Source organism: Paenibacillus enshidis, from assembly GCF_042136365.1.
In the GTDB taxonomy this organism is placed as follows: Bacteria; Bacillota; Bacilli; order Paenibacillales; family Paenibacillaceae; genus Paenibacillus; species Paenibacillus enshidis.
Genome location: NZ_JBHHMI010000038.1, coordinates 1 through 14,011 on the forward strand (window position 1 = coordinate 1; position 14,011 = coordinate 14,011).

Below are 14,011 nucleotides of genomic sequence, written 5' to 3' on the forward strand. Positions count from 1 at the left end.
AGAGATCCGCTCCTTAACATGATAGGTTTATTCTACAAGCCCTTATTTTTATTGTCCAACTAAGTGTAGCCGATCCACATGGTGTGCTTCCTAAAGTTGTCCGAATTAAGTGGAACTGGTTAAATGAGTCGGAACAACACTCACTACAGGAATGCCTTTAGCTAGTAAGCAATACTTACGATTTACTCCAAAAAGTATCGATCAAGGACAAAGTGAATAGGGACTTATCAGCTACAATAATAACTTGGACAATTATGACATTTACGGATTATTAGATCAGTGGAAGTACCAAAAAAGGATCTACTCTAGGCTGTTTGATCAATGGAATACTTTACGTATTTCTGCTCTAACGGAGATGCTAATACCAGGCAATATACTATACTTCTGTCTGTAGGAAAACTAAGTGTGGTTATTCCGGATCCATACGTCGATACTATCGCTGCGTTTCAATGGGGAGGAACAGAACTACTACAGCGGTGTGGAAAGATTGATATGGAGAATGTCTCAATCGGAGTGAACTTCGAAATGGATTTAGGAAAATACACAATTGGTATGTTACTGAATTTATTGACAGTAAGAAGCGTAAGCTTTCTGCCTCAACACTTCTTAATTACTGCCACGATTATATTATCTTTTTTGATTGGCTGATTACAGAGAACTTTACCACAGTTCAAAAAAGAACAGAAATTGAATTATCCACGCTAGAAACATTAACGATACGTGAAACAGAAAGCTTTTTGTCTTTTTTGGAGTATCAACTTGGGAATAATAAGCTAACAATAAACCGTAAGCTTTCTTCTCTTAAGTCCTTATTTGATTACTTACAGAATAAAGCCGAAACAATTGATTTAAAGCCTTATATACAACGAAATGTTATGGCTAAAATGGACTTGAATGCAGTAAAAGAAAGTCAGGAAACGATCGCGAATCGTATGGAAGGGAAAATACTGAGAGAAAATGATTTTGAAGCTTTTAGAGTGTTTGTAGCATACGATTATGGCGAATTAAACAAAACAAATAAACGTATCATGAATTTCCATCAGTTTAATCGTGAACGTGATACGGCAATAATTTCATTAATCTTAGGATCAGGACTTAGATTATCGGAAGTTTCCGGAATCAATCTTGAGGATTTAGACCTGACGAAATCATCTGTAAGAGTAACTCGAAAAGGGGGAAAAGAGCAATATGTTTACTTTAGCAGCCAAGCATCCCTAGATATTGAGAATTACCTGCAGGTAAGGGAAACAAGATATACCCCAGAAAAAAATGAAAAATATTTGTTTATTGCAGCACCTGTAGGACGCAAAGGTAAAAATAGACGTTTAACACAACGTTCTATAGAAAAACTTGTTGAGAAATATGCAACAGCCTTTGGAAAGCCGGCTTTGACGGTTCATTCTTTGAGGCATTCATTTGCCACACGTTATCATATTGAGAATAATGATGTCCCAAAATTAAAAAATCAATTAGGACATTCTTCAATACAAACTACAATGATTTATACGCACTTAACAGATGATCAAATGAAAAATGCTGTAAACAACATGGATAAATAATTTGGAGGGAGTGACACAAAGTTGCCTACCAGGCAGGAAAATTGACATAAAGTTACCCACCAGACTGGAGAATGACACATAAAGTTGCCTACCAGACTGGAGAATGACATCATAAAGTTGCCTACCAAGTTCCAAATTTGCTCCGTTAATTAAAGACAAAGGGCATAAATGCATGAAAGTAGGGAACTTTGTGTCATTTTGGTAGGGAACTTTGTGTCAATGTACAACTAATTTAGCTTCATCATAAAAATAAGTACCGGCTTGCCCTGCTATTTGTCCCAAATCCAAATTTGACGGTGTATAGCGGGTACTTCCTTTATAATATACGGTATTTAGCTGAGCTGATGTATTTTTTTCTCAGATGTCGCCATTGGTGCCCATGTATATTGAGTTCCATTCCATTGATAGATCTCTACAGCTTTCCTGATGATGACGTAATCATGAATAGTTGAAATAATGGTACTATTATAGCTCTCATATTGTACTGAAGGAATAAAAACATCTATAGCCGACATGAAAGCGCCTACGTATGGGTGCGTATAAGAAAAACCAAGTGTAATACTTTTACTTGTCATATCTGACAACTTTCCACTCTGATTTGCATAGGTTGTTTTTTGACCATACGCATAACTAGTTGTTATCCTACTGTCACCTGGTGAAGCTAAAATGCTAACGTCTCCTTTAACTGAACCATCTGTATTTAAATACTTCTCCTCACTATAAACAATATACTCATCTAGCTCTTTTTGTAGCTTTTCTTTTTCTGCTTCCGAGTCTGCCTTTGCAAGCGCGTTTTCATATGCGTTCACGTTAAGTTCTTTTCCTTCTTCAATCGCTTTCTCTTTAATGAAATTTTTTGATACCGTTGCTGATTCCGTAAGAGGATCGATTTTTTGAACGTCCGATTCTGCACTTTCTGCCTGTAAGGCAACGGCGGATAATTGAAAGATTAGTATTACTGTAATGAAAATTTTGAAATAAGGAAAAGATTTACTCATGTGGTGTTTCTCCTTTTTTATACAAATTTGTATTTAGTAAACAAACTATATTCCTAATTTTGGGATGTGTCAACTTTATTAATGAAAACTATTCTTGTAATTGTAACGGTTATCGTTTCGTATCCACAACGTCTTAAAATCCGGTAACACCGGCAAAGACCTTGAGGATCTGGTCTCCATCGACATCATAGGACTCATCCAAGGCCATCGAACGCTTCCGCACCGGCAAAGGCACCAAATAGGCAACATTTGTGGCCCGGTGTAACGAAAATGAAATCCTCATGCACTTGCATTCTCTCAAGAAAACTCGCAAGACATCTACTTTCATGACCCGATAGGGACTGACAAAGAAGGTAATGAAATTACTCTTATAGATATCCTCGGCTCCAAAGATGATGATGTGATCAATACGGCACAGTTCAATATCGAGAAAAACATAATCTACCGCAACCTCGAGATCCTGGACGACTGCGAGAAGGAAGTGGTGATTGGGTGCTTTGAGATAGAATACTTTTATGAAAATAGATAAAAAATTGATCATTTATTTATGATGCCTTAAAACATTAAAATACATATATTAAGCTGAAATAATTAGAGGTCCACTATGTTCAAATATGTCTTGATTTTAGGTTTTGCTTTTCAAATCATATTAAATATGTCGCGGCCGGCCTTGTCGCTCTATGCTTCGTTTTTGGGAGCTACTCCGTTTACCGTGGGTGTTTTAACCGCATGTTATGCGGTGCTGCCGCTTTTTTTGGCTATACGTGCCGGAAAGATTGCGGATGCGATTGGGGACAGGCTGCCTGTTTTGTTCGGAATGTCCTCGCTAGGAGTGGGAATGCTTTTACCTTGGCTGTTTCCTTACTTATGGTCCTTGTTTGCTTCTCAGTTATTAACTGGGCTTGCGAGTGTGTTCATCGCAGTTTCCTTGCAAAATGTACTGGGGAAACATGCTCCGGAGGGCAAAAGGGATGACTATTACAGCCATTTTAGTACAGTAAATTCTTTGGCAGCGGTAGCGGGTCCAATGACCGCCGGTTATCTACTTGACCTTACGACGTATTCCTTTGTTTTTGCCGCAGCTTCGATGGTTGCAGCAAGCACATTTCTGTTTAGTCTTAAACTGCCTGGAACAAGAAATCGAACCGCCCCGTCAAATATAAAGCTGTCCGAATCGTTAGGTCTGCTGAAATCAAAGCCGCTGCGTAAAGCTTTAATTGGCAATGCTTTGGCTCTATATTCCAGAGACATATTCACGGCATATTTTCCTTTATACGCGGTCAGTCATGGGATATCCGCTTCAGTCATAGGCTGGATTTTATCCATACAAGGGATTGCGATGGTTGCTGTCCGCTTTGTTTTGCCGAGATTAATCCGTATATCCAACCATCAGCTTATTTTGATTGGTTCCGTAGTTGCGGCTGGAATTGCGTTTCTGGGTGTAGCCGTATCTGAACATTATTTATGGATGAGCTTCTGGAGTGTTGTGATGGGTTTTGGCCTTGGGTGCGGACAGCCGATCTCCATGGCAGTCGCATATAATTCTTCGCCTAAATCCCGTACGGGTGAGGTGCTGGGGCTGCGTCTTGCGGCGAATCGGCTGTCCCAGCTTGCGGCGCCGCTTTTCTTTGGTTTTATTGGAGCTTCATTAGGATTGCTGTCTGTTTTTTACGTCAGTGGCGTATTCTTGTTAGGGGGCTCATGGCTGATCCGGCAGGAGAAAGAGCAAGCCGACGGAGGGATGGGATGAAAGAGCAAAATGATGAGAAGGAAAGCCTGAATACTGTGCCGCACTCTACGGGGACCAACATCCCTTCCATAACGATTCTGGATCATGCATGTGATTGCCACCATCATATATATGATCCATTACGGTTTCCATACAGTCCTGAAGATAAGCGCGGACAGCCTTCGTCCACGGTACAAGATTACCGAAAGCTCCAAACCCGGCTGGGTATGACTCGAAATGTAATTATAACCCCGTCAGCCTATGGAACCGATAACCGTTGCACCTTAGACGCCTTGCTGCAGATGGGTTCCAATTCGCGGGCGGTGGTTGTGGTTGATCAAGGTATAACGAAAGCGGAGCTTTCCTGCATGCACGACATCGGCGTAAGAGGAATTCGGTTTAATATCAGCACAGGAGCACCCAAGGATTTTGCGCTAATACAGTCTCTAGCTGAAAGGATAGCCGATTTTGGCTGGCACATTCAATTTTGGATGAACGCTGATGATACGGTTGAGATGAGCAAATTACTGAATAAGCTTGCATGTCCAATCGTTTTTGATCATTTGGGCGGGATACCTCTATCTGTGGGGGCAAGGCATCCGGCATTCAAGATTATGAACAGTTTAATGGAGCAGGGGAAGGCATGGGTGAAGCTGTCAGGAGTGTATCATCTTTCTCTGGAAGGACCACCTTATTATACTGATACGCTGCCTTTAGCCACAGCTTTCATTGAAACAGCTCCGGAACGTGTCATTTGGGGAAGTGATTGGCCGCATCCAAGCATGTATTCTGCCGGTAAACCGATGCCCAATGATGCGAATTTGCTGGATTTGCTGGCTGAGCAGGCGTCTAATCAAGAGATGTTTTATAAAATATTGGTTGATAATCCAGCTCGGTTATATGATTTTTAATGACGTCCCAAAATAAAAAGGCTTTCCGCAGTGTTTTCTGGTGGAAAGCCTTTTTTATTCAGTTACTGGTAATCCAATAAAATAATTAAGCTTTTAGCTTGGAGAGCATGCTGTCCAAATAATCCAAAGTTGCTTGGCGGTCTCCGCTGATTCTATTTTCCCGTTCCTCATCCTTTTTTAACTTTTCTTTGGCAGACTGCACGACCTCTGCTTCCTTGCTTTGCGGAATGACTAATACACCGTCTGCGTCACCCACAATAATATCCCCTGGATGTACAGATACACCGCCGCATGAGATCGGAACATTAACCTCTCCCATCCCCAGTTTCCCGCCTGCAGCAACGGTAGTTCCTCTACTAAACACCGGATAATCCAATTGCCGGATTCCGACGATATCCCGGATCACACCATCTACCACAATGGCTTGAATCCCCAGCGTTTTAGCCATTCCCACCACAAAATCTCCTGCGATTGCCCGATAGGTATCTCCTTTGGCATCGATCACAAGGACGTCACCCGGTTTGGCCTCACGTATTCCCTTCAACACCATGAGATTATCTCCGGCAGGCATTTTCACGGTAAATGCCCTTCCGGCAATTCTGTAATCGTCCTGCAAAGGCTTGATCGCAGAGTCCATGTTATTCATGCCATCCATCGCATCAGACAGGCACGTCGTGGGCAAATCTTTTAATTCCGGCAGGATATCTGTCATCTGATTACCTCCTCCATTGAAATAAACAACCTTGAATATAGTTTACTTCGGCAGGATAGATCAGCTGAAATTTAAATTATTTATGGTGTTCAATAAAAACTTCCTATTATAAAGTAGCGACGAAAACAGAAATAAAAAAAATCTATGATAAATGATCAAAAGTAAATATTTTATGTATTTTTTAAGTTTTACTATATTGGGATTAAGAAAAAATTCTACACAGCGAAAGGAAATGAACATATGACCACTTACAAATTAGGCGCCCTGTACGGAGACGGCATCGGACCGGAGATTACGCAATCGACGATCGACATTTTGAAAGCGGCTTCTCAGAAAGCCGGCGCAAATATAGAATTCATGACCCTGCCCATGGGCTGGGTGGGCATTGAAGAGTACGGGGACCCGATTCCGCAGTACACCAAGGATGAACTGGAAAAGCTGCACGGCTGGATCATGGGACCCCACGACTCCGCCGCTTATCCTGAGCAGCATAAAGCAAATCGCAACCCGAGCGGCGAGCTTCGGCACTACTTCGATCTCTATTCCAACGTTCGCCCAGCCAAGAACATGGCAGGTATCAAGGGTGTGGTGGAAGACACGGACCTGGTCATTTTCCGTGAGAACACGGAGGGCTTCTACTGTGACCGCAACATGTATATGGGAACCGGCGAATGGCAGATCACCGAAGATGTCGTCGTTTCCACCGGCGTCTTCACCCGCAAAGCGGCGGAGCGTATTGCTCATGAAGCCTTCCGCATGGCTATGCAGCGCCGCAAAAAGGTCACAATCGTGCATAAAGCGAACGTGATCAAGCTGGGCACCGGTCTGTTCAAGAATGTCTGCCTGGAGGTCGCCAAGCAGTACCCGGAAGTGCAGGTGGACGACTACCATATCGATGCCATGACGGCTCACCTTGTACGCCGGGCGAAAGACTTTGACGTCATTGTCACAGAGAATATGTTCGGAGACATTCTCTCGGATTTAACGGGCGAGCTTGTAGGCAGCCTGGGGCTGGCTCCATCCATCAATACCAACGACAAGCTGGCTATGGCGCAAGCGGCGCACGGTTCTGCGCCAGACATTGCCGGTCAGAACATCGCCAATCCGGTAGGCATTACCCTGTCCACCGTCATGCTGATGGAATGGCTGAGCGCGCGCCACAAGGATGAGAAACTGAAGACGGTTGGCGAGCTGATAGAAAAAGCCGTATTCAAGACGATGGAAGAAGGTGTGAAGACACGAGACTTGAAAGGATCGGCTTCCACCACCGAATTTACGGCTGCTATTGTCGCCAATATAGGCAAGCTGTAATCCAGCGGATTCGGTACACCGCCGAATCTTCTCATTCAGCAGCTGCTTGAAAGGGATTAGACCATGAATTTAAAGCAACAGTTAAGCCAGGTTGGACGTTATCTGCTGGACCATGAATTGGCCTGGGGCACCTCCGGGAACATGAGCGCTCGCATCGATGAAGAACACATGCTGATCACCGCATCCGGAACTTTCATGGGAGATTTAAATGAGGATGACTTTATAATCACCCATATCCCGACGGGAACTTATGAAGGGACACACAAAGCGTCGAAAGAAACGCCATTTCATACCGGAATATACCGGCGGCGTCCTGATGTCGGAGCCATTTTGCACTCGTCGCCATTTTACAGCACTTTAATGGCTTGCAGCGATACACCGCTTCTCTCGGAGCTGTTTATTGAGACCATGTATTATTTGGAGCATGCTGCTTATGTGGATTACCATCATCCCGGAACTCAGGAGCTTGGAGATGCCATTGCGGAGCAAGCGGAAAAAGCCAATGTCATCATCATGCGCAACCATGGCGTAGTGGTATTTGATGATCATTTGACGGAAGCCCAAATGCGGCTGGAAACGCTGGAAATGGCCTCTCGGATGATCATTCAGGCTCAAGCCGCGGGCATTAAACTGAACAAAATTCCTGATCAAGTGGTTCAGAGCTTTCTGGAGGACTCCAAGTACAAACCACGGAAACGTCTTGGCGGCAAATGATAACCAGAAAAAATTCAAGGGAGGGATGGACATGAGCAAACGGGTCGGTTTGGTACATGCCACGTTAAATTCAGTGCAGCCCATGACAGAAGCTTTTCGCCAATACGCGCCAACGATGCAGTCGCTGAATTTTTTGGATGAAGGCCTGATTGCAGAGTTAAATGCTGCAGGCAAAGTTACACGGCCATTGATCCGGCGGTTCATCCGTTTAATTGAAAAAGCCGAGGAGGCCGGAGTGCACGGTGTACTTCTAAGCTGTTCAAGCTTCACGCCATATACTTCCCTGGTTAGCCAGTTATTTGATTTTCCCATTGTCAGCGTTGATTTTGCCATGCTCGAAGAGGCTGTCCAGCTTGGCACGAAAATTGGTGTCATCGCCACGGTAGTGACCGCTGCTCCCATCACCAAGCAGATCCTTGAAGAGATTGCGGAAGAAAGGAACAAGCCGGTTGAGATTTATACCGATACGCTGACAGATGCCTTTGCAGCTCTGCAAAACGGGGAAGAGCAGCGTCATAATCAAATCATTCGCGACAAAGTGGAGGAAATGTCCCGGAATTGCGATGTCGTCGTTCTCGCGCAGATATCCATGGCCAGAGCCATGGAAGGATACACTCCGCCGGGAAAGCCGGTATTGACCAGCCCGGAAAGCAGTATCCGGTCTTTATTGGAGCAGTTGGCGGATTAGGGGCAAAGCGAAAGGAGTTGCAGCTATGATCGGAGTCGTAGCGGATGATACAACCGGGGCCAATGATATCGGCCTGATGTTCAACAATAATCATTATGCCGTTAAAGTAGTTGCTTTTGATGAAGAGGAGCAGCCGAGCGCGGATCAGGCGGATGTGCTTGTTATCGACACAGACAGCAGACTGGATACACCGGAACTGAGTTACGAAAAAGTGTTTAAGGCCACACGCCAGCTTCAGCAGCTTGGATGTAAAACTTATTTTAACAAAACCTGCTCTGTGTTTCGGGGCAATGTAGGCAAAGAACTGGATGCCATGATGGATGTGCTGCAAGAAGATTTCGCAGCGGTAATACTGGCTTTTCCAAAAAACGGCCGTCAAACAAGGCATGGTATTCATACCGTTCATGGAAAACGCCTTGAAGAATCTGGGTTTGCCAAGGACCCGGTACATCCCACCCTGGAATCGGATATCGTCAAAGTTCTGCAATCCCAGACAGAACGCAAAGTGTCCTTAATTCCGATTGAAAAGGTTAGAGAAGGCGTAGTTTCGTTAAGAGCTGCCGTTGCTGCCGCGAAAAGGTCCAGTAATTATTGCATCATCGACGCAGAAACACAGGCTGATTTATTTATGGTTGCAGGTGCTGTTCATGATATGCCTGTTTTATGCGGCAGCTCAGCCATTGCGGAAGAGCTTCCCAAGTATTGGGGGCCACGAAATTCCCCGAATCCCATGAATCATAAGGATATGACCGATTCCAACGGAGTATTTATCGTATCCGGAAGTCTGACTCCTCAGACCAAGGCTCAAACGGCTTACTTGATTCAAAAGGGAATAGATTATATTATTCTGGACTCCCGGAACTTTTTCCATCCGGGCAGGCAGTCCGAAGAAATTGAACGTGCGGTTAAATTGGCGTCAGGCATCATTCAGATGGGCAAAGATGTCCTGATCATGGCGGACAATGATCCAGACGTCGTAAAGGAAACCAAAGAAATAGGACAGAGTCATCATCTGGATTCTCTCTCTGTTAGCAAAACCATTTCCGATGTATTGGCAGTCGTAACCCAGAAAGTGCTGGAGCAGACGGGTTACAAGCGTTTAATCGTTGCAGGTGGCGATACTTCAGGAACGGTGTGCAGGAAATTGGAGATAAAAGGGAACTATATTGTCCAGGAAATCGAAACAGGTTTGCCTTCAGGGCTTGCCATTGGTCCGGAGTTACTGATTGTACTCAAATCCGGAAGCTTTGGAACCCCTGAATTTCTAGAGCGTGCCATTCAGCATCTTAAAGAAATCTCGTCTAAGTGATGCAGCTATAGACACCACCCAGCCTGAATTACAGGATGGTGTCTTGGTCAGGTTTAATTGTAAGCGCTATCAATCGGAAAGGGATGACACCATGTTGGCTTTATTAGGATTATTAACACTGTTGGTTTTTACGGTCTTGGTCATGAGCAAGCGCCTGATCGCATTCACCGCTATTATCGTCGTTCCCATTATTGTTGCTATTATAGGCGGCTTTGGAGCACAGCTTGGAGACTTGATGATTGAAGGCGTGGAATCTGTAGCCAAAACAGCTGTGCTCCTGCTGTTCGCAGTTCTCTATTTTGGAATCATGATGGATTCAGGCTTATTTGATCCGCTAAGTGCCAAGCTTTTGAAAATAGCCAAGGGAGACCCGGCAAAGATAGCCGTAGGGACCGGCATATTGGCTTTGCTATGCGCTCTGGATGGTGATGGAACCACAACCTACATGATTGTATGTTCCGCCATGCTGCCCGTGTATCGCAAGATAGGAATGAATCCGCTAGTTCTTGCCACAGTGGCTATCATGTCACTCGGGATTGTTGCAGGCATGACGCCGTGGGGAGGATCAGCTACACGCGCGATCAGTGTACTGGGGCTGGATGCTGGTGATTACTTTAGTCCGTTTATTCCTACTATGCTGCTTAGCGCTTTGTGGATTCTCCTGACAGCCTATGTTTTAGGCAGAATCGAACGCAAACGGATAGGAACATTAGAGATCGAGCTTGATTCCGAGAAAGAATCCGAAGCAGAGGCAGGTGAGAAGAAAACCAAAAGCACCTGGAAGCTATGGTTTAACTTGTTCCTGACGATTGCTCTGATGGCTGTGCTTATCGCGGATATCATACCTTTGGCTACCCTGTTTATGATTGCGTTTGTCATCGCGCTTCTCGTGAATTTTCCAAATCTGGAGGATCAGAAGAAAGTCTTGAAAGAGCATGGGAGCAATGCCATACCTGTGGTCAGCTTAGTGCTTGGGGCAGGCATCTTTACAGGCATTTTATCAGGTACGAAAATGGTTGACGCCATGGCTGGTGAGTTAGTTGCCTGGATTCCTCAATCCATGAGTCCTTTCTTTACCGTTATTATTGCCATCATCGGTATTCCATTGAGCTTCTTTATGTCCAACGATGCCTACTTCTTCGGGGTTGTTCCTGTTTTGGCGCAAACGGCGGAGCAGTATGGATTCCATCCGATTGATGTGGCAAGAGCGTCTGTAGTTGGTCAGGCAGTGCATCTGCTCGGACCTACATCGGCACCGCTATGGGTCCTGATCGAGTTAATTCGGTCTGATTTGGGCAAATTGCAAAAATATTCATTTATTCCGATTCTCATCGCCTCATTGGCCATGCTTGCTTTCGCGGTTATTACCGGGGCAATTTCCATCGGATAAATCTTGTTGTCCATACTACATTAAAAAGCGAAGGGAGTAGGCAAACCATGAAAAGAAGAATAACAGGCGCGATTGTAGAGGTCAATCATACCGCGAACCAGTTTAAATCCAGCATTGTGCTGCTGGTGGACGGCAAACATATTGATGTCAAAAGCATGCTCGGATTGAGCATCACCTTGTTTCAGGACGATGAGTTCAAGCTGGAGATCCACGGACCGGACGAAAAAGAAGCCAAGGAAGCCATGCTTGATGTGTTTGCAAAAAATGGTCTTCGTGTAGAAATCATATAATGTAAAAAAGGGCCTTCTTCTTATACAGTTCGGGAGAAGGCCCTTATTGTGTTTCAGATCGCCCGATAGCGCTCTTTTATAAAATTCACAAATGCTTTAACTGTCGCCAAGTCTATAAATTCTTTTCTGTACAGCATCCAGGTTGTCCACAAAATAAGTTCACCCGCACTATCCCTTAAAGGGATTTGTTCCAGTTCTTCCTCCTTATCCATGACAATAGAAGGAACAATGGCGTAACCCAATCCGCTTTGAACCATCCTTTTAGCGATTTCCATCGTATCCACATCCATAGAGACAAGTGGAGGTTTGGAATAGTTGTTTTTCCACCAACTGTCGATCACCATAATCAAAGCGGGATCGGTATTATAGGTGATTCTCGGTTTGTTTGCCAGTGAATCCAGATCAATGGGGGATTTGGATATGATGCAGATCGTTTCCTGATCGATAATCTCTTTTTCTTCGGACCAGTGGTGTTCGCCGCGCACGATGCCGATTTGTACCTCCTGTTTAAACACTGACGTAATAAGGTCCAAGTTGAGCCCTGTTTTAACCGTAAAGTCCACCAAAGGGTAAAGGTCAAGAAATTGCCTCAGTATATCTGGGAGCTTATACAAGGCCACTCCTCTTGCAACGCCAAGTCGAAGCGTGCCTTGAATTTTCCCCTCCATGTTTCTGAGCTCTTCCTTGATATTCGAGAGCTTAAACAGCATCTCTTTGGCATATTCGACAAGGATAGCACCCTGCTCAGTAAATTCCACGCCGCGTCTGCCCCGGTATAACAACGTGATGCCAAATTCCTTCTCAATCTGCTGAAGGCGATAGGTAAGTGAAGGCTGAGAAATAAACATACGCTCTGCTGTTTTTGTAATGTTTTTTTCCTGCGCAAGCAATTGCAATGTGGTCCAATCTTTCTCATCCATGTGGAGGTCTCCTTCAGACATAGAAAAAAATGATGTAATGACTTTGATATCATCATTATATTCTATCATTGTTTCGTGTCCATAACGTCAAAAACGGGTTTACCAGTAGAAGTGAGGACCTGAGGATCAGATATGCATCTGAACTTTTGGACTAACGAATTATTCTGAAGCCGTGTTCTCGCAGCAGCCAAGCAGATGGACCACTCGAAAAGCCACGAGATACCTACATTTATTGTAATTAATTTATATGATATTACTTATTTGGATGAAGATAAAGTGATCCGATGAAAAAATCAAGCCAAATTTGTAACCTTTAGGGATGTAATTTTTACCACTTTCGACATTTTAAAAAATGTCTAAATAGGACATAGGGCCCGCCGTCCTGGTCGGGGAAAAGAAATTGCTCCGAATCATTAAAAAATGTAATGATATCAACTGGTTACAAAATTTTAATTTTTATTTAACCTTTCTGAAATCAGGATTTTTAATGCTTTTGGAAAACAAATCATGCCTCCTCTTCTGATTCCTTGTGCTCAAGTTCGCCTGTGTCAAACAGGACTCGGGGCTGATGATCGTTTCTGGACGGTCCGTTTACAATGGGACGAGCCCGGTGGGAAACAGGCCGGGTGAAAAAATCTGGGACATCAGGAGGAACACAAAAGCATGAATTGGAAAAACAAGATCATTTCGTTGAGCGTAACAGCAACAATGCTGACAGCAAGTCTAACGGCAGGGGCATTCACGGCATCCGTATCGGCAGCCGCGGTTGAAAATTCAAAAGCGGAGGTTATCTGGGGCGTTAATCTGCGTACGTCGCCTTCGACTTCTGCAAGCACTATTCGTCAGTTGCCTAAAGGCGAGACGGTAACGATCCTTGAAGAATCCGGATCAGAATGGTACAAGGTGCAGGATGCCGACAATCGGACAGGATATATATCATCTTCATCAAAATATACTCAAGCTATCAATGGTGGCGTCGGTTCTGGCGGCAATACAGGCGCTTCGGACTCGAATTATACTTCCACCGCCAAAGGCAGCCAAGCTGTAGAAAAGGTAATCGCTGCAGGCATGAAATATTGGGGTACACCTTACGAATATGGAGCAAACCGTAACAGCACAGCAACATTTGACTGTTCCAGCTTTATACGACGGGCCTTCCTGGATGCACTAGGCACCAAACTGCCATCCGATTCCCGCCAGCAGGGGGATTATGTTAAAGCTAAAGGTCCGGTTCAGACCGATTGGAGGAAGCTGAAGCGGGGGGATCTGATGTATTTTATGTCCTATAAAGGAACAAAAGCCTCTTCTTATGCTGGTATTAACAAGTCCAAACAACGGATTACACACACCGGCATTTATCTGGGGGACGGCAAAGTGCTGCATACGTATTCCAATGAGGGCGGGGGAGTAACCATCAATGACATTGCAGGCAAGCATTGGGAGTATCGTTTCCTGTTTGGAGGAAGCGCACTGTAACAAA

At 44.5% G+C, this 14,011-nt stretch carries 12 protein-coding genes and 2 pseudogenes; 11 read left to right on the plus strand and 3 right to left on the minus strand.

Annotation, left to right across the window (positions count from 1 at the left end; translation table 11 throughout):
* Window positions 1-548 precede the first annotated feature (548 nt).
* Window positions 549-1,559: pseudogene (gene xerS, locus ACE41H_RS23430) on the plus strand (tyrosine recombinase XerS); the annotation flags it as partial.
* Between the two features lie 332 nt (window positions 1,560-1,891).
* Here the strand turns inward: xerS and ACE41H_RS23435 are convergent.
* Window positions 1,892-2,557 carry a hypothetical protein gene (locus tag ACE41H_RS23435; protein WP_375357983.1) on the minus strand — a complete coding sequence of 222 codons (666 nt, stop codon included), beginning with the start codon at window positions 2,555-2,557 and terminating at the stop codon, window positions 1,892-1,894.
* 121 nt (window positions 2,558-2,678) lie between these two features.
* Between ACE41H_RS23435 and ACE41H_RS23440 the strand changes: the two are divergent.
* The 3 genes and pseudogenes from ACE41H_RS23440 to ACE41H_RS23450 all read left to right on the plus strand — a co-directional run.
* Window positions 2,679-3,083: pseudogene (locus ACE41H_RS23440) on the plus strand (sigma factor); the annotation flags it as partial.
* Between the two features lie 78 nt (window positions 3,084-3,161).
* Complete coding sequence (locus ACE41H_RS23445) at window positions 3,162-4,307, plus strand: MFS transporter (RefSeq protein ID WP_375357984.1); 1,146 nt, start codon at window positions 3,162-3,164, stop codon at window positions 4,305-4,307.
* Window positions 4,304-5,197 carry an amidohydrolase family protein gene (locus tag ACE41H_RS23450; protein WP_375357985.1) on the plus strand — a complete coding sequence of 298 codons (894 nt, stop codon included), beginning with the start codon at window positions 4,304-4,306 and terminating at the stop codon, window positions 5,195-5,197. Before ACE41H_RS23445 ends, ACE41H_RS23450 begins: the two co-directional genes overlap by 4 nt.
* An 85-nt stretch (window positions 5,198-5,282) precedes the next feature.
* Here the strand turns inward: ACE41H_RS23450 and ACE41H_RS23455 are convergent, their stop codons facing one another.
* The gene (locus tag ACE41H_RS23455; protein ID WP_375357986.1) at window positions 5,283-5,909 is read right to left on the minus strand and encodes an RraA family protein; all 627 of its coding nucleotides are present in this window, start codon (window positions 5,907-5,909) and stop codon (window positions 5,283-5,285) included.
* Between the two features lie 240 nt (window positions 5,910-6,149).
* On the opposite strand from ACE41H_RS23455, the gene ACE41H_RS23460 reads away from it, so the two are divergent.
* From ACE41H_RS23460 to ACE41H_RS23485, 6 genes are all read left to right on the plus strand, one after another.
* The gene (locus ACE41H_RS23460) at window positions 6,150-7,220 is read left to right on the plus strand and encodes an isocitrate/isopropylmalate dehydrogenase family protein (protein ID WP_375357987.1); all 1,071 of its coding nucleotides are present in this window, start codon (window positions 6,150-6,152) and stop codon (window positions 7,218-7,220) included.
* 63 nt (window positions 7,221-7,283) lie between these two features.
* Window positions 7,284-7,934 carry a class II aldolase/adducin family protein gene (locus tag ACE41H_RS23465; RefSeq protein ID WP_375357988.1) on the plus strand — a complete coding sequence of 217 codons (651 nt, stop codon included), beginning with the start codon at window positions 7,284-7,286 and terminating at the stop codon, window positions 7,932-7,934.
* A gap of 31 nt (window positions 7,935-7,965) precedes the next feature.
* On the plus strand, window positions 7,966-8,622 hold the full coding sequence (locus ACE41H_RS23470; RefSeq protein WP_375357989.1) for an aspartate/glutamate racemase family protein: 657 nt from the start codon (window positions 7,966-7,968) through the stop codon (window positions 8,620-8,622).
* A gap of 25 nt (window positions 8,623-8,647) precedes the next feature.
* Window positions 8,648-9,931, plus strand: a complete 1,284-nt coding sequence (locus ACE41H_RS23475) for a four-carbon acid sugar kinase family protein (protein WP_375357990.1) — start codon at window positions 8,648-8,650, stop codon at window positions 9,929-9,931.
* 91 nt (window positions 9,932-10,022) lie between these two features.
* Entirely contained in the window at window positions 10,023-11,321 is a 1,299-nt protein-coding gene (locus ACE41H_RS23480) for a CitMHS family transporter (RefSeq protein ID WP_375357991.1), read from the plus strand.
* 47 nt (window positions 11,322-11,368) lie between these two features.
* Entirely contained in the window at window positions 11,369-11,611 is a 243-nt protein-coding gene (locus tag ACE41H_RS23485; RefSeq protein ID WP_375357992.1) for an HPr family phosphocarrier protein, read from the plus strand.
* Between the two features lie 53 nt (window positions 11,612-11,664).
* Here the strand turns inward: ACE41H_RS23485 and ACE41H_RS23490 are convergent, their stop codons facing one another.
* Window positions 11,665-12,531, minus strand: coding sequence for a LysR family transcriptional regulator (locus ACE41H_RS23490; RefSeq protein ID WP_375357994.1), 867 nt, complete (start codon window positions 12,529-12,531; stop codon window positions 11,665-11,667).
* 663 nt (window positions 12,532-13,194) lie between these two features.
* Between ACE41H_RS23490 and ACE41H_RS23495 the strand changes: the two genes are divergently transcribed.
* Window positions 13,195-14,007 carry a C40 family peptidase gene (locus tag ACE41H_RS23495; protein ID WP_375357995.1) on the plus strand — a complete coding sequence of 271 codons (813 nt, stop codon included), beginning with the start codon at window positions 13,195-13,197 and terminating at the stop codon, window positions 14,005-14,007.
* The last annotated feature ends 4 nt before the right edge of the window (window positions 14,008-14,011 follow it).